Source organism: Nonomuraea endophytica, assembly GCF_014203235.1.
GTDB lineage: Bacteria > Actinomycetota > Actinomycetes > Streptosporangiales > Streptosporangiaceae > Nonomuraea > Nonomuraea endophytica.
This window is the reverse complement of the sequence record NZ_JACHIN010000001.1, coordinates 1,427,271-1,441,579: the sequence shown is the minus strand read 5'-3', so window position 1 is coordinate 1,441,579 and position 14,309 is coordinate 1,427,271. Positions and strand designations below refer to the sequence as shown.

General features: G+C 69.1%; 17 protein-coding genes, 1 pseudogene and 1 riboswitch. Of the genes and pseudogenes, 14 read left to right on the top strand and 4 right to left on the bottom strand.

The genetic code is table 11. The features are described from left to right. Positions 1 to 13 precede the first annotated feature (13 nt). Positions 14 to 111, top strand: a riboswitch (TPP riboswitch). Next, entirely contained in the window at positions 99 to 770 is a 672-nt protein-coding gene (locus tag HNR40_RS06975; protein WP_184959076.1) for a TenA family protein, read from the top strand. (Overlaps the previous riboswitch by 13 nt.) On the opposite strand, the gene HNR40_RS06970 is transcribed toward HNR40_RS06975, so the two are convergent. Both HNR40_RS06970 and HNR40_RS06965 read right to left on the bottom strand, forming a co-directional pair. Next, positions 751 to 1,122 carry a hypothetical protein gene (locus HNR40_RS06970; protein WP_184959075.1) on the bottom strand — a complete coding sequence of 124 codons (372 nt, stop codon included), beginning with the start codon at positions 1,120 to 1,122 and terminating at the stop codon, positions 751 to 753. The two genes, HNR40_RS06975 and HNR40_RS06970, sit on opposite strands and share 20 nt — an antisense overlap. Next, a complete protein-coding gene (locus HNR40_RS06965) occupies positions 1,110 to 1,259 on the bottom strand; it encodes a hypothetical protein (protein WP_184959074.1) in 150 nt (49 codons plus the stop codon). Before HNR40_RS06965 ends, HNR40_RS06970 begins: the two co-directional genes overlap by 13 nt. Positions 1,260 to 1,329: 70 nt before the next feature. Here HNR40_RS06965 and HNR40_RS06960 point away from each other — a divergent pair, with 70 nt between their 5' ends. After that, the gene (locus tag HNR40_RS06960) at positions 1,330 to 1,995 is read left to right on the top strand and encodes a TetR/AcrR family transcriptional regulator C-terminal domain-containing protein (RefSeq protein ID WP_184959073.1); all 666 of its coding nucleotides are present in this window, start codon (positions 1,330 to 1,332) and stop codon (positions 1,993 to 1,995) included. A 5-nt stretch (positions 1,996 to 2,000) separates the two neighbouring features. Further along, positions 2,001 to 2,966 carry a zinc-binding dehydrogenase gene (locus HNR40_RS06955; RefSeq protein ID WP_184959072.1) on the top strand — a complete coding sequence of 322 codons (966 nt, stop codon included), beginning with the start codon at positions 2,001 to 2,003 and terminating at the stop codon, positions 2,964 to 2,966. Positions 2,967 to 3,035: 69 nt separating this feature from the next. On the opposite strand, the gene HNR40_RS06950 is transcribed toward HNR40_RS06955, so the two are convergent. Next, complete coding sequence (locus tag HNR40_RS06950; protein WP_184959071.1) at positions 3,036 to 3,317, bottom strand: hypothetical protein; 282 nt, start codon at positions 3,315 to 3,317, stop codon at positions 3,036 to 3,038. Positions 3,318 to 3,347: 30 nt separating this feature from the next. On the opposite strand from HNR40_RS06950, the gene HNR40_RS06945 reads away from it, so the two are divergent. From HNR40_RS06945 to HNR40_RS06930, 4 genes are read left to right on the top strand one after another with little or no spacing between them, the layout of a single operon-like run. Then, positions 3,348 to 5,237, top strand: a complete 1,890-nt coding sequence (locus HNR40_RS06945) for a sensor histidine kinase (protein ID WP_184959070.1) — start codon at positions 3,348 to 3,350, stop codon at positions 5,235 to 5,237. Then, positions 5,234 to 5,887: a response regulator gene (locus HNR40_RS06940; protein WP_184959069.1), complete on the top strand. Its 654-nt coding sequence runs from the start codon at positions 5,234 to 5,236 to the stop codon at positions 5,885 to 5,887. Before HNR40_RS06945 ends, HNR40_RS06940 begins: the two co-directional genes overlap by 4 nt. A gap of 36 nt (positions 5,888 to 5,923) precedes the next feature. After that, positions 5,924 to 6,649: a hypothetical protein gene (locus tag HNR40_RS06935; RefSeq protein WP_184959068.1), complete on the top strand. Its 726-nt coding sequence runs from the start codon at positions 5,924 to 5,926 to the stop codon at positions 6,647 to 6,649. Beyond that, positions 6,649 to 7,836: a cytochrome P450 family protein gene (locus tag HNR40_RS06930; RefSeq protein WP_184959067.1), complete on the top strand. Its 1,188-nt coding sequence runs from the start codon at positions 6,649 to 6,651 to the stop codon at positions 7,834 to 7,836. The genes HNR40_RS06935 and HNR40_RS06930 overlap by 1 nt, the downstream gene beginning before the upstream one ends. On the opposite strand, the gene HNR40_RS06925 is transcribed toward HNR40_RS06930, so the two are convergent. Next, positions 7,833 to 9,041 (bottom strand): cytochrome P450, encoded by a 1,209-nt coding sequence (locus tag HNR40_RS06925; protein ID WP_184959066.1) that lies wholly within the window; start codon positions 9,039 to 9,041, stop codon positions 7,833 to 7,835. The two genes, HNR40_RS06930 and HNR40_RS06925, sit on opposite strands and share 4 nt — an antisense overlap. A gap of 138 nt (positions 9,042 to 9,179) precedes the next feature. Between HNR40_RS06925 and HNR40_RS06920 the strand changes: the two genes are divergently transcribed. From HNR40_RS06920 to HNR40_RS54260, 7 genes and pseudogenes are all read left to right on the top strand, one after another. Then, positions 9,180 to 10,163: a M23 family metallopeptidase gene (locus HNR40_RS06920; RefSeq protein ID WP_221339944.1), complete on the top strand. Its 984-nt coding sequence runs from the start codon at positions 9,180 to 9,182 to the stop codon at positions 10,161 to 10,163. After that, positions 10,097 to 10,243: pseudogene (locus tag HNR40_RS57815) on the top strand (pentapeptide repeat-containing protein); the annotation flags it as partial. The gene HNR40_RS06920 and the pseudogene HNR40_RS57815, both read left to right, overlap by 67 nt. A gap of 229 nt (positions 10,244 to 10,472) precedes the next feature. After that, on the top strand, positions 10,473 to 10,865 hold the full coding sequence (locus tag HNR40_RS54265; protein ID WP_246508363.1) for a hypothetical protein: 393 nt from the start codon (positions 10,473 to 10,475) through the stop codon (positions 10,863 to 10,865). A 562-nt stretch (positions 10,866 to 11,427) separates the two neighbouring features. Next, positions 11,428 to 11,832 carry a hypothetical protein gene (locus tag HNR40_RS06910; protein ID WP_184959064.1) on the top strand — a complete coding sequence of 135 codons (405 nt, stop codon included), beginning with the start codon at positions 11,428 to 11,430 and terminating at the stop codon, positions 11,830 to 11,832. Positions 11,833 to 12,460: 628 nt separating this feature from the next. Beyond that, positions 12,461 to 12,649, top strand: a complete 189-nt coding sequence (locus HNR40_RS53500; RefSeq protein WP_221339943.1) for a hypothetical protein — start codon at positions 12,461 to 12,463, stop codon at positions 12,647 to 12,649. Between the two features lie 29 nt (positions 12,650 to 12,678). Beyond that, entirely contained in the window at positions 12,679 to 13,050 is a 372-nt protein-coding gene (locus HNR40_RS06905; RefSeq protein WP_221339942.1) for a hypothetical protein, read from the top strand. A 167-nt stretch (positions 13,051 to 13,217) separates the two neighbouring features. After that, on the top strand, positions 13,218 to 14,153 hold the full coding sequence (locus HNR40_RS54260; protein WP_221339941.1) for a DUF6000 family protein: 936 nt from the start codon (positions 13,218 to 13,220) through the stop codon (positions 14,151 to 14,153). Positions 14,154 to 14,309 lie beyond the last annotated feature (156 nt).

Genomic DNA, 14,309 nt, shown 5'->3' with positions numbered 1-14,309 from the left:
CGGCGCTAGCCTGTGAGGCGACGCGGGGTGCCCCTCTTGCCGGGGCTGAGATCAAACCCGTCGAACCTGATCTAGTTCGGACTAGCGAAGGGACTGTCGTGTTCACCGACGACGCCTGGGCCCAAACCGCCGACCTGCTGCGGGCCATCCACGAGCACCCGTTCAACACGGCCCTGGGCGACGGCACGCTCTCCCGCGAGCGGTTCGCCTTCTACATCGTCCAGGACGCCCGCTACCTGGAGGCGTTCGCCAAGGCCCTGGCCACCGCGGCCGTCAGGGCGGCGGACCCGGACGAGATGGCGTTCTGGTCGCAGGCAGCCCACGACGCGATCGCCGCCGAGCGCACGCTTCACGAGGGCTACATCGAGGAGTACGGCCTGACGGCCGCCGACCTGACCGGCGTTCCCACCTCGCCCACGGCCCTCGGCTACTCCTCCTGGCTGCAGGCCACCGCGCTGTCGGCGCCCTACCCGGTGCTGGCGGCTGCGGTGCTTCCCTGTTTCTGGATCTACGAGGACGTCGGCGCCGCGCTGGTCGGCCGTACCTCCGAGATTCATCCCTACCGCGCCTGGATCGCCACCTACGCCGATCCCGCCTACGCCGCGTCGGTCACCCGGGCCAAGCAGATCACCGACCGGCTCGCGGCCGAGGCAGACCCGGCGCTCCTGGAGCAGATGCGGGCGGCCTTCGTGAAGGCGTCGGAGTTCGAGTGGATGTTCTGGGACAGCGCCTGGCACCTGGAGTCCTGGCCTACCGCGAAGTGGCTTTAGCCGCCCGGATCAGCAGCACCACCACGGCGATCGAGCCGGCGGTGGTGAGCGCGAGCTTGGCCCAGCTCGCGGCGGTCGCCCAGGCGGGCATGGCGTCCAGGGCCGCGGCGACCAGCGCGTGCACGTCCACGCCGGGCAGCACCGGCTCCAGGAAGCGGGCCGTGAACACCTGGCCGGGAATGATGACGACGCCGAGCACGAGCAGGATCGGCTGGAAGATCCAGGACAGGATCCGGCCGATCCGCCGGCCGGCCAGGTTGAGCAGCGCCAGGGCCGCCAGGATGACGATGATCACGATCGCCGGGCCCTCGCTGCCTGCGAAGCTGATGCCGTTCTGGGTCAGCAGCTCCACGGGCTGGTTCTGGCGGGCCATCTCGGCCTCGGCGGCCGCTGGGCGGCGGCGCCGTAGAAGGTCACGGAGTAGATCCCCAGCAGGAACGGGACCACGGTCAGGAGCTGGATAACCGCTGCGGCGATGCGGGCGTTCATGGATGTCTCCTCATTTTGAACTTAGTAAAACCCTAGAGCGGAGTTGAACTAAGTGCAATACGATGGTGGCATGCCGCTGACCAAGGAGCAGATCGTCCTGGCCGCCGTCGAGGTCCTGGACGCCGAGGGCGTGGCCGGCCTGAACATGCGGCGGCTCGGCGCCCAGCTCGACTCGGCCGCGACCGCCATGTACTACCACGTCAAGAGCAAGGACCGGCTCGTCGAACTGGCCGCCGACCACGTCTTCGGCGAGATCGAGCTGCCCGGCCCGGCCGCCACGGACTGGCGCGAGGCCGCCGCCGGACTCGCCCGCGGCGCCCACAAGATGATCGTCCGCCACTTCTGGCTGATCCCGGCCATGAGCACCCACGTCATCTACGGCCCCAACAAGGCCCGCTACGACGACCACTGCCTGGCCGTCCACGAGTCGGCCGGTTTCGGCGGCGCCGACGCCGACCGGGTCGCCGCGTCGATCCTCATGTTCGTGATCGGCGCCGCGCAGGGCGAGGCGGCCGAGTCCGCCCTGCGCGCGAAGGTACGCCGCGCGGGCGCCGACGAGGAGAAGCGGATGGACGAGGCGATGGCCGAGATGGTCGAGACCGCGCGCCGCTTCCCCCGCCTGCGGGCCCGCATGGAGCCGGACTACCCCGACGGCGGCGACGCCTTCGAGTTCGGCCTCTCATCGTTGCTCAACGGCATTTTCTTGACCTCAACCATGGTGGAGGTTGAAGAGTAGGGGGCATGAGAGCCATTCACGTGCGAGAGTTCGGCGGCCCTGAAGTCCTGACGCCCGTCGAAGTGCCCGACCCGGTCCCCGGCGCGGGCGAACTGGTCGTCGACCTGGCCGTCGCCGACGTTATCTACCTGGACACCCTGTTGCGCGCCGGGTGGGGCGGTGACTACTTCCCCCGAGACCTCCCCTACGTCCCCGGCGGCGGCGGAGCGGGCGTGGTGTCGGCCGTGGGCGCAGGCGTCGACCCGTCCTGGGCCGGGCGGCGGGTGGTGGCCAGGTCGTCCACCGGGTACTCCGAGCGGATCGTCGCCGCCGCCGGTGAGGTGGTCGAGATGCCGGACGGGCTGGGGTTCCGGGAGGCGGCGGCCGTACTGCATGACGGGGTGACGGCGCTGCTGCTCGCCCGAGACGGGGCGATCAGGAAGGGGGAGTGGGTCCTGGTCAGCGCGGCGGCGGGCGGGGCCGGGTCGATCCTGGTGCAGCTCGCCCGCGACGCCGGGGCCAGGGTGGTCGCGGCGGCGCGCGGTGAGAAGAAGCTGGCCCTGGCCCGCGAACTGGGCGCCGAGGTCGTCGTGGACTACTCGGCCGAAGGCTGGCAGCAGCGGGTACGCGAGGCGACCGGCGGCGTCGACCTCGTCTTCGACGGCGTCGGCGGCCCGCTCGGGCTCGCCGCCTTCGAGACGGCCGCCGAGGGCGGGCGGTTCGTCACGTACGGCACCGCCGGCGGGGACTTCACCACCATCGACCCGGAACTCGCCGAGCGGCGCCGCGTACACGTCCACAACACGCTGGAGGCGGGCCCGCCCGAGCAGGACATGGTCCGCGAGGTGCTGGCCCAGGCGCTCGACCTGGCCGCGAAGGGCGTCATCACGCCACGGATCGGCGCCACGTTCCCCCTGTCCCGCGCCGCCGACGCCCACACCTCCCTCGCCAACCGCACCACGGTAGGCAAGTCCCTGCTCCTCGTCACCTGACCCCGTTGGAACGCCGTCTCGAACTCCCGCTCCTGGCGTTCAGGAGCCTCCGGGTGCGCACTGCGGCGATCATGCACAGCGCCGCCAGGGGCGGGAGCAGGTCGAAGCGGGTGAAGGCGCCATCCACGGCTCCCACAGCCAGCACGTCACCACGACCAGGCCGACCGCCGGAATCCCCGAGTACCAGACCAGCGGCACCCAGTCCGCGATCGACCACAGCTCGGCGGCGACCACCTGGTAAAGGCCGAACCCTCCGGGACAGCCGATGCCGTCGGAGCCTCGGTCGTAGACCATGTGCACGTGCGTGAGCACGACGGCGACGCTCCACCATAACCACGCTCTCGGCGACATGGCCCGTCAAGATATCCCTATCCTGGGACGGTGTGGTGGGCAGGCTCGTTCGCGGCCGTCGCGTTGGTGGCAGGGCTGTCCTATTGCTGTACGGCCCGCGTCGTCCTCTGGTTCGTGACCGTGGCCGGAGCGAGCGCGACAACCGTGGCCCTGGCCAACGGCGGCACCCCTGACCAGGTCGCCGGGGTGATGTTCCTGGCGGCGGGCCTCAGCGCCGCCGGCTGGGCACTGGGCCGGTCGGCCCGGGTGCGGGGAGCCAGGAGGCGAGCGTTCGCCGCGTACGCCTCGGGCGCTGCGGCGGTGCCCGGTCTGGCGGCCGAGGCCGAGCGGCACCGGCTGGCCGCCGACCTGCACGACACCGCCGCCCACCGGCTGACCGGCATCATGATCGGCGCCTCGTCCGCCCTGCACGTGCGGGACGAGCGGCTGACGGCTGAGGCGGTGGCGCACGCCGTACGGGAAGGACGGCTGGTCGTCGCGGAGCTGACCAGGCTGACCGCGCTCGACGCCCGCGCGGACCACGCGCACCTGGCCGACCTGGACACGCTGGTCGCCGGCTGGCCGGAGCAAGACGTCTCCTACCGCAGGGACGCCGAGGACGCGCCGCCGCCGATCGCGGCGCTGGCGGTGCGGATCGTGCGCGAGGCGCTGACCAACAGCAGGCGTCACGCGCCGGGCGTGCCGGTCGAGGTGCTGGTCAGAGGGCATGGCGGGCGGCTGGTGGTCACCGTCACCGACCAGGGCAGGGGCGGCGCGTTCGACGCGGGCAGCGGCTGCGGCCTGGCGGTTCTGCGCGCGGAGGCCGCGGCTGCGGGCGGCTCGCTGGAAGCGGGTCCGGTGGCGGGTGGCTGGCGGGTGCGTGCCGTGCTGCCGCTCGGCGACGGCGGGCCGCGGCGGGCGCGGTGGTGGAGCGAGCATGTGCGGAACTGGGCGCCGGTGGTGCTGGGTGTCGGGATTCCGGTGGGCGGGCTGATGGTGCCCGATCCGGGTGACGTTCCGCTGCTGGCCAAGGAGCTGGCGCTGCTCGTACCCCTGCTGATCCTGCACGCGCTCCCGCTGCGCTGGCACGTCGCGCGCCCGATCCCCGCGCTCGCCGTGACCCTGTCCCTCTACCCGTTGATCGAGCTGGCGCGGGTCTCCGGCTGGCCGATCACGCCGGGCGGCGACCTCGTGCTGTGGTGCGGCTGGATCGAGTTGATCATGGTCTACGGCATCGGCCTCGCCCGTGGCCCGCGCGGTGTGCTCGCGCCGCTGGCCGTGAGTTCGACGATGGGCGCCGCGCTGGCCTGGGGGCCGGGGATCACCGGGAACCGGTTCGCCGCGTGGGTGGTGCTGAGCGCGTTCGTGTTGGTCCCGGTGGGGATCGCGTGGGCGGCCGGGGTGCTGCTCGCGGCGAGGAGGGCGCGCCGCCGCGACGGTGCCGCCGCCCGCCACGGCCGGCTGCGCGAGCGGGCGGCGCTGGCCGAGCGGGCCCGCGTCGCCGCCCGGTTGCGCGCGACCGCGCTGCGGCACGCCGAAGCACTGGTGGCCGCTAGCGACGACCTGCCCGTGGTCGCCGCGCGCTCGCGGGCCGCGCTCAACGCGCTGCGCGATCTGCTCGGCGAACTCCGCCGTCCCGCCGCCGACGACCCGCCGCCGTGCCTGGCCGGCATCGACGCGCTCGCCGTACGGCGTGGCGTGCTCGTCACCAGCGTCGGCGAACGGAGGCAGCTGCACGGCGCGGTGGAGGCGACGGCGTTCTGGGCGGCCCGCGAACTCCTCGGCCACGACGCCCCGCTCACCGTCACCTACCTACCGGAAGGCGTGGAACTGTCCGCCCCGGCCGGTCGCGTCACCCGGCGTCTGCGCGCGGTCGCGGAGGCGGCCGGCGGCGCCGTGTCCGCGAGAGGCGCCCAGGTCCGCGTCTGGCTGCCGGCATGATCAGCGTCCTGGTCGCCGACGACCACGCGATGGTACGCGCGGGCATCGCGGCCGTCCTGTCCGCCGAACCCGACATCACCGTCGTGGCCCAGGCCGCCGACGGCGCCGCCGCGGTCGCCCAGGCCGAGGAGCGGCGCCCGGACGTCATCCTGATGGACATCAAGATGCCCGGCACCGACGGCCTGGCCGCCACCCGGACGATCACCACCGCGCTGCCCGGCTCCCGCGTCGTCGTCCTGACCACGTTCGGCCTGGACGAATACGTGTACTCGGCCCTGCGCGCCGGCGCCTGCGGCTTCCTGCTGAAGGACGCCGATCCCGGCCGCGTCATCGAGGTCGTCAGGCTGACCGCCGCCGGGCAGTCGTTCCTCGACCCGGCCGTCACCGGCCGCCTGATCCAGCAGTTCGCCCGGCACCGCCCGCCCAGCCGTTCCCCGGAACTCGCCGCACTGACCCCCAGGGAGAACGACGTCCTCGGGCAGCTGGCCCGAGGCCACAGCAACGCCGAGATCGGCGAGAAGCTCGGCATCAGCGCCGCCACCGTCAAGGACCACGTCGCCGCCATCCTGGCCAAGCTCGGCGTCCGCGACCGCCTGCACGCCACGATCTTCGCCTACGACAACGGCCTCGTCCTGCCGGGCGGTGACTAGTACGCTGAAGTGATCGCGGTCGCGAGGGAGGACCCCATGGTCTTACGGATCACCGTCACCCTGCTCACTGCACTGGCGCTCCCCGCCCAACCGGGCGCCCCCGGGTTGACCATCAAGGAGAACGCCCACCAGGTCAGAGCCATAGGCCCCGGCTTCGTCCTGAAACTCACCCCCCACAGACTGTCGGTACGCGTGGACGAGGACCGCTTCGGCGACCCCGGCACCGGCAACCCGATCGTCCGCGAAACCATCGACCTGACCGGCCGCACCCTGCGCCCGTTCGTGTGCGACAACGGCACGTACACGATCAGGACTGGCACCTTCAAACGCATGTGGCGGATCTCCCAGCTTGCCAAACGCCCCCAGCCGTACCCGGACGGCTTCGCCACGGCCGCACCTGGCCTTTTCACCCCGTTCCTGGGCGAACTGGAAGGCACGGTGACCGACGCCGAAGGCCGTACCCTGAGCTTCCGGATCTCCGACCTCGTCCAGGAGGTCCAGGGAAGGCGGGGTTTCTCCGCGACCGCCCCCATTCACGGCTTCTTCGTGGACGAGCGGGGAAAGGTCCGTGATCGCATCTCCCTGACCGGCCGCTTCAACGTCGGCCGCGACGGCCGCCCGATCTTCGGAATCGAAGACCGGGGAACCTGCCGCCAGATCGCCGACCTCCCCTTCGGGCCGGGCAGCGAACAGGCCGTGGTCACCGGCCCCCTCTTCGTCCTCCCCTTCAAGGCCCCGCTGACCACCAAGGTTCTGCCGTAATGGATGAGGGTTTCTACGACGATCCGCACGCCCGCTACACCGCCTGGCGCGGCGAATCCCCGGTGCTCTGGATGGACCAGGCGCCGGGCGGCACCCCGGGCTGGCTGATCACCGGCTATGCCGAGGGGCGGGCCGCGCTGGCCGATCCCGCGCTGTCCAAGGCGACCGCGACCGTCGAAGCCGCGCTCGCCCGGCACGGCGCCCGTCCGATGATCAGCGGCCAGTGGCTCACCCAGAGCATGATCAACTGCGATCCGCCCGACCACACCAGGCTCCGCCGCCTGGCGGCCAAGGCGTTCAGCCCGAAGGCGATCGACGCGCTCCGCCCCCGGATCGCCGAGATCACCGGATCGCTGCTGGACGACCTCGCCCGGGACGGCGGCGTGGTCGACCTCATGGCCCGCTTCGCCGGGCCTCTGCCGATCACGGTGATCTGCGAGATCCTCGGCATCGTCCCCGGTGAACGCGGCGACTTCGAGTCCTGGACCGACGCCCTCATCGGCCACGCGCCCGCCGAGGAGAAGGCGGCGGCGTCCGCCGCGATGGTCGGATATCTGACGGCGCTGGTCGCCGCCAAGCGCGCCGACCCGGGCGAGGACATGCTGTCGGCGCTGGTCCAGGCCCGCGACGAGGGCGACGCGCTCACCGAGCGAGAGCTGATCGCCACCGCCTTCCTGCTGCTCGTCGCCGGGTACGAGACCACCGTCAACCTGATCTGCAACGCGCTGAACGCCCTGTTCGACCATCCCGGCCAGCTCGCCGCGCTGCGCGCCGACCCGTCCCTGGTGCCGGGCGCGGTCGAGGAGTTCCTGCGCTTCGACGGCCCGGTCGGCCAGGCGAGCTTCCGGGTCACGACCGCGCCGGTGTCCTACGGCGGCGTCAAGATCCCGGCCGGCGAGATCGTCCAGGTGTCCCTGCTGGCCGCCAACCGTGACCCGGCCCGCTTCACCGAGCCGGACGCGCTCGACGTCAGGAGACCCGCCACCGGCCACCTGGGGTTCGGACACGGCATCCACCACTGCCTCGGCGCGCCGCTGGCCAGGATGGAGGCGGAGATCGCCTTCACCGCGCTGCTGGCCCGCTTCCCCGCCTTCTCCCGAGCCCCGGGACGACCTCCGGTCTGGACCCGCAGCGACCGCCTCCGGGGCCTGCGTTCCCTGTGGGTCGACCTGGGCCCACCCGCTTAGGCGCTCACCCCCAGCCGCAGCGGCCGGTAGATCAGCCCGTCGGAGCTCCACCGCACCGACGCCAGATCCTCCGTCGCCCGCAACCCGGGCAGCCGGCGGCTCAGCGCACGGAACGCCTCCTGGAGCTCCATTCGGGCGAGATTCGCGCCCAGGCAGTAGTGCGTACCATGCCCGAAGGACAGGTGCGGATGCGGCGGAGAGGTGGCGAACCGCCGGAGGTCGAACCGGCCCGGATCGGCGTACACGGCCGGGTCGTGGTTGGCGGCCGACGGGTTCGGCAGCACGACGGAACCGCCGGGCACGACCCCGCCCGACAGCTCGAGGTCCCTGGTCACCAGCCGCAGGAGCCCGTTGCCGCCCGACCCCTCGTAGCGGAGGATCTCCTCCACCGCGGGTTCCAGCAGTTCTGGGTACGCCACCAGTTGCCCCAATTGCTCCGGATGGCTCAGCAGGCGGAACACGCCCCTGATGATGATCGAGGCGGTGGTCTCGTGCCCGGCCAGGATCAGCGTGAACACCATGTTGGTCAGCTCGTCCTCGCTGAGCCGGTCGCCCTCGTCGCGGGCCTCGATGAGCAGGTCGAGCAGATCGTCGCCGGGGCCGGCCCGGTGGGCGGCGATGAGCTCGCGGGCGTAGTCCAGGAACGCGGCGAACTCCGCGCCCCTCGCCTCGGCGTCGGCGTCGGAGGTGGACAGGAACGTCTCGGTCCAGCCGCGGAACTGCTCGAAGCGGTCCATCGGGACGCCGAGCATCTCGCAGATCACCCGGGCCGGCAGCGGCAGCGCGAAGTCGGCCACCACGTCGAAGTCCGTGCCCGCCCGGTCCAGCAGCTCGTTCGCGATGGCCGCGGCGCGGGGACGCCAGCGTTCGATGTGCCGGGGCGTGAACGTGCCCTGCATGATGCGCCGGTACCTGGTGTGTTCCGGCGGGTCCTGGTTGATGAGGGCGGCGGGGTCGTCGTCCACGCTGGTGCCGCTGACCATCCTGGGCAGGCCGGGGGCCCGTAGGTTCCGGCTGCACTTCGGCGAGGTCATCAGGGTGCGGACGTCTTCGTACCGGACGGCCATCACGATCTTGTCGCCGCTCGGCATCGTCGTCGGCTCCAGCGGAGCCTCGGCGTGCCGGCGGGGCAGATCGGGCGAGGGTGAGCCGAGGGGGCCGGGCGGCAGGTCCGGCCAGGGCCATGTGGTGCTGGACTGTTCCATTGAGGTCGCCTCCTGGCGATACGTCCAACGCGCTGAATGGAACGTACGAGACCGTCTGTAGCTGGTCAATCTCTCCAGGTGTTTATCGCGTACGACACCAAGATTAAGAGCCGCAAAATTTCATTCGACAAAGATTGAATGAAGACAACCTTCGCCACTATCTTCATGATCTATATCGGGGGACCGCACCCCCCGAAATGCGCGTTCAGAGAGGTGAGCATGCCCCCCACCTGGCCGAAGCTCCTCAAATCCGTGACCGTCACCGCCTTATGCGCGCTCGCCGTCGCGACGATCCCCCAGGCTGCCTCGGCAGAGGACACGAGTGCCCTGGCCGTGTCCCACAAGAGCCCGTTCAGCTGCGGAAAGACCTTCAGCGCCAATAACTGGACCCCGAACCACAATCCAGGCGGCTCCATCGACTGGCAGGACCACAACGGCGACGACGTCAACGGGGAAACCGTGCGCGCCACCGCCGCCGGAACCGCGTACTTCAAGGACGCGGGCGGCGTCAGTTACGGAAAGTGGGTCGAAATCCGTCACAGTGACGGCAGCAGGACCCGGTACGCGCACCTGTCGAGCATGGTCCGCGGCGCCGGAGGCTCGATGAGCGTCGGCCAGGGCACCGTCATCGGGACGGTCGGCTCGACCGGCGGCTCCAAGGCCCCGCACCTCCACTACGAACAGCGGACCTCCGGCGGTGCGATGGACACCAGCCCGACCGTGGACGGCGTGACCGTGTACCTGGGCCAGAAGCGGCCCGTCAGCAGCACCAACGGGTGCGGCGGAGGCGGCAACCCGACCAATCCCTATACCCCCGAGAAGGCCTGCGGCAGTGGTTACGCGGTCATCGACTCCGCCGCGCTCGCCGGTGGTCGCACCTACCTGCTCTACAACGCGGGCAACGGCAACAACTGCGTCGTGACGATGAAGTCCACGAGCCTCGGCACGCCGTCGGGGGTGTCGGCCTTCCTCGAACCGCAGGGCGAAAGCCGTGCTGCCGACTCTGGCAATTACGGCTACTACGCGGGGCCGGTTCGGTCGAACGCGGCCAAACAGTGTGTGAGGTGGGGCGGCTCGGTCGGCAGCAGCGCCTACACCAGCCCCTTCGAACACTGCGGCTGACCCTTCCGGAGCGCTCTTTCTCCGGAGTGACCTTCTCCGGAGCGGTCTTCTCCGGAGCGGTCTTCTCCGGAGCGGTCTTCTCCGGAGTGTCTTCTTCGGAGGCCACTGCCCGGGTTACCGGGCGGTGGCCTCCTTTGTCAGCGGGCCCGTTCCTCAGCCGTCATGAACCCGTTGCGCAGCGCCGTCCCGGTCTTCCCCCTCCCGAACAAGCTCACCTCGGCGCCCGCCGCAGGGGGTCCCTCCACGATGGCGCCGTAACCAAGCTGCGAAGATGGAGCGCCCGGCCGATCACACCGTCAGGAGCACTCCATGCGCAGGTACGCGGTGGCCGCCACCACGATCGCCATCGCGGCGCTCACCTCAGCGTGCACCGATGCCGGAGCCCCGGCTCCCACCCCGACCGCGGCCCCCAGCGCCTCCCAAGAGGCCCGCATCCCGCCCACTCCGGCCCCGGAGGCATGGGCCGACTACATCCGCGAACTGGACACGATCGACCGGGACATCGTGCACGGCGACGAGCAGAAGGCGATAGACCGGGGCCGTAACCAGTGCCCGTGGCTGCAGCAGTGGCCGAAGGTGCGGATGGACGCGCTCATCCAGGTGGACAAGCGCTTCACCTCCCCTGATCACCCGAAGGGGTTCGGGGCGGCGAAGGGGAACCGCATCAACAACGCGATCAAGAAATACATCTGCCCCGCCTGACCCTTTGCCTCTACCTCTTAAGAAACTTTACTTAAAGAAATCCCGGAGGAGCCTTCAGACGAATCCCGGACGCCACTGTTCAGCAGGCCCAGAGGAGCCATGCATGAATCTACGCAAATGGGTCGCAACCACGGCCGGGCTGTCCGCAGCCCTGATCGTGGGCCTGGCCACACCGGCCATGGCCACCCCCACCGGATGCACGTACCAGCTCAGCTCAAGTTCGGCATCTAGCACCTGCACCGGCGGCACCGGCGAACACCGCATCCACGTCGTCCAGCGACACTTCTCCCCAGAGGTCGGGCTCATCGCCATCGAGGGCCCATGGGCCCCCGTAGGATCCGTCTCCTTCACCCGGATCACCCCTCACACTACGATCAGCATCTGGGTCGAAACGCGAGGCTGACCCCGCACGGGTACGGTCTCCGGCATCGCGCCGCTCCTCCCCGCATGGGCACGGCTCGGTACGGTTCGCTTCGCCGAGCCGTAGGCGATCGGGCACGACGCCGAGGAAGCTGGACAGCACCGGAGACCGTCCCCCTTCGTAGACACGAGAATGGGCGGCATGCGAGCACGGTTGCGAAGGCTCACGGCGGGCGAGCGGCAGTTCATCTGGATGGGGCGGATCGCCCATGTGGCCGGTGACGGCGACTGCCACAGATGTGTTCGCCTGCGAGTCTGGGGCGCCGGAAAGAACAGCCAGGTGCTCCAGGCCGATTTGTTGTCCAAAGCCGTCCTGCCGTGGGGCTGCGCGACCGACGACAGCTACCCGACGCCCCGCGACGTAAGAGAGGTCATCGATTACGCGCTGGCGCATGGCTGGAATCCGGACCTCGTCGGCGGGGCGTACCTTCTTGGCGAGGACGCCTCCGGGTTCGAGCTGGCCGGCTTTCTTCTCACCGACCGCCTTCGGGACGACGGGGCACCGGATCCGACGGTGCGCGTGCTCCAGGCTTTCAGGGCACCGTGAGTATCGACGTCAGCTCTCCAACGGACCGTGCCGGATGAGCTGGCAAGTGCGGCGGGTGGAGTAGCCGCCATCGAGGGATTAATCCGGAGGGTCGTCGCCGACATCGGCCGGCTTCCCCACCTGTAAATCCACCACGCCGAGTTCGGGCATATGCGTCCTACGTCGACGTGTTCGTTGCCAGGCGTCGATTCGGTGAAGCTGGTCCGGATACCGAAGGGCTGTACTTGGCGCTGTGCCGACTCGCTCCTTTCGCAGCGCTCTTCAAGCCTGGTATCTGCCCTTCGAGTTTCCACGAAATGCCTCAACTGTTGCGAGTCGCGGATGGTGACCTCGCCGGACGGGAAGAGGAATGCCGGGAGCTTCGGCAAGTGCTGGATCGGCACGGCACCGCCTTACTCGACTCGCAGATACTCTCTCTGCCCTTGGACCCGCGACTCCAGGTGGAAACGGTTCTTGGCGACCCGCCGTACAGGGTGTTCGACGCCTGGATCGACTAATCCTTATAGATCGGCATGCGACAGCCTGCACAGAGCCCCTCCATAAACCTGGGCAGGCAAATGGCCTTCCCCTGAGAAGGCCTGAACGGCGCCCGTTGCTGAAGACGAGCCACCCCGTCTACCGTGTCACAGTGAAAGACATCGACGGATCAAGCACCCCCACCCTGCTGTGCATTGTCGGACCACCCGCGGTCGGCAAGATGACAGTCGGCAACGCAATCGCGAACCGAACCGGCTACAAGCTGTTCCACAACCACCTGTCAGTCGAGCCGGTGCTGCGCTTCTTCGATTTCGGCACCGAGCCTTTCGGAAGATCGTAGGAGAGTTCCGCAGGCGAATATTCGAGGAGGTGGCCGCCAGCACCATACCCGGCCTGATCTTCACGTATGCCTGGGCCTTCGACGTCCCGGAGGACCAAGCCGAACTGGATGCTTACGCCGCCCCATTCCGCGACAACGGCAGCCGAATCCTCTACCTGGAACTCTCCGCCACTCAAGAAGTGCGCCTGGAACGAAACCAAGGAGAACTCCGCCTGGCCGAAAAGCCCTCCAAACGCGACCTCGTCCGCTCAAGACAACACCTACTGGTCGCCGATGCAACGTACCGCCTCAACTCGAACGGCGAGTTCGACGGCCGGGACGACTATCTACGCATCGACAACACCGCCCTATCGGCAGAAGCAGTCGCGGAACGCACCATCAAACACTTCGGCCTGGCGTGAGTCCAGCCGCAGTAAAGCTGTAGCGGTACCAGCCCGCAACATGCCCTATGGACACTCGCAAACCGTCCCCTTATCAAACCTGTTCTCCGACGCGCACGCAATAACAGGACTCAAAAACCTCTGACGCGGGAACCACATCCCGACCTGGCGATTATCCCCACGTCAACGTGATCACCTTCCCAGTTGAAGCCCGGCCACCACCGCGCTTTCACCAACCGGAATTCAGCCACATCGCTATGCATCCGGGCAAGCGCGAACGCCTCTACAACGAGATACACCACCACCTGTCCGCCCGCCCGCAGATGGAGATCACCCGGCACTGCCCGACGATCCTCACAGGAGGCAGCCAGCGCACCCAAACAACAGACACTTTCCACACCCTGTGGACAACGCTTCTGGATAATGCCAGCAGCCCGCGCAGTGAGCTACCGCTTGGCCGACAACGAGGCCATGATGCCCACATGCGCTTACGCCTATTGCTTCAGAGCAAGCAGACGGCCACCATCCACCGCTACGTCACGCCTGGCCGGGGAAGCGTTCGCCGCTACATGAAGCTGCTCGGCGGTTTCCTGTACCTGCCGGACAGAGAGGCGGTCCACTTCGGCCGCGCACTGGCAAGGGACGCCCGCCGTATCACCGACCAAGAACTCGAGTTCCTCCTGTCGGTCGAATGGCGGGCACGCCTGACCGCAGCCTGGCTGATCGGCCTGGACCGCCGAACCCAATTCCGCGAACACCTGGGCCGACTCCTCCTGGAGAGCGACCTAGTCCACGCCGGCAGTGGCTACTGCTTCGCACTGGCCCGCTTCGCCGAACCCCAAGACACGGAAATCCTGACCGCCTACCTCGACCACTACCTCCCCCGCCTGGATTGCCACTACGACCAGGACCACGCCCTAGGCGCACTCCTACACCTCGACGCCCGCAACAACACCCACCACGCAGCTCGGTACCTCATTCCGAACGGCCTATGGTCCCAGTCGACATGGCGCGACACGGATCCAGCCAAATGCAAATCAAACATGGACGAACGCTGTGCCTTCGCCACCGCAGCCATGTCCAAAACCCTCCCAGGGTGGGCCGCTGGCCGCCGCAAAACCTAGCAGCGAAGCCGCATACTGAAATCCACCGACTAGCTCCCTGACACCTCATATTTCCTGCCATTTTGCGCTATCGCGGCCCCAATTCCACCTCGATATAATGAACTGCCACCAAGTGATCCCAAGGCCTCAGGCCTTGCTCAAGCTCGCTTGCCCGGA

Excerpts from the sequence above, each read along its gene's own strand:
- HNR40_RS06950 (WP_184959071.1), bottom strand. The coding sequence starts at position 3,317 with ATGTCGCCGAGAGCGTGGTTATGGTGGAGCGTCGCCGTCGTGCTCACG.
- HNR40_RS54265 (WP_246508363.1), top strand. The coding sequence starts at position 10,473 with ATGCGCAGGTACGCGGTGGCCGCCACCACGATCGCCATCGCGGCGCTC.
- HNR40_RS06955 (WP_184959072.1), top strand. The coding sequence starts at position 2,001 with ATGAGAGCCATTCACGTGCGAGAGTTCGGCGGCCCTGAAGTCCTGACG.
- HNR40_RS06920 (WP_221339944.1), top strand. The coding sequence starts at position 9,180 with ATGAAGACAACCTTCGCCACTATCTTCATGATCTATATCGGGGGACCG.
- HNR40_RS06935 (WP_184959068.1), top strand. The coding sequence starts at position 5,924 with ATGGTCTTACGGATCACCGTCACCCTGCTCACTGCACTGGCGCTCCCC.
- HNR40_RS06960 (WP_184959073.1), top strand. The coding sequence starts at position 1,330 with ATGCCGCTGACCAAGGAGCAGATCGTCCTGGCCGCCGTCGAGGTCCTG.
- HNR40_RS06910 (WP_184959064.1), top strand. The coding sequence starts at position 11,428 with ATGCGAGCACGGTTGCGAAGGCTCACGGCGGGCGAGCGGCAGTTCATC.
- HNR40_RS06930 (WP_184959067.1), top strand. The coding sequence starts at position 6,649 with ATGGATGAGGGTTTCTACGACGATCCGCACGCCCGCTACACCGCCTGG.
- HNR40_RS06965 (WP_184959074.1), bottom strand. The coding sequence starts at position 1,259 with ATGAACGCCCGCATCGCCGCAGCGGTTATCCAGCTCCTGACCGTGGTC.
- HNR40_RS06925 (WP_184959066.1), bottom strand. The coding sequence starts at position 9,041 with ATGGAACAGTCCAGCACCACATGGCCCTGGCCGGACCTGCCGCCCGGC.
- HNR40_RS06940 (WP_184959069.1), top strand. The coding sequence starts at position 5,234 with ATGATCAGCGTCCTGGTCGCCGACGACCACGCGATGGTACGCGCGGGC.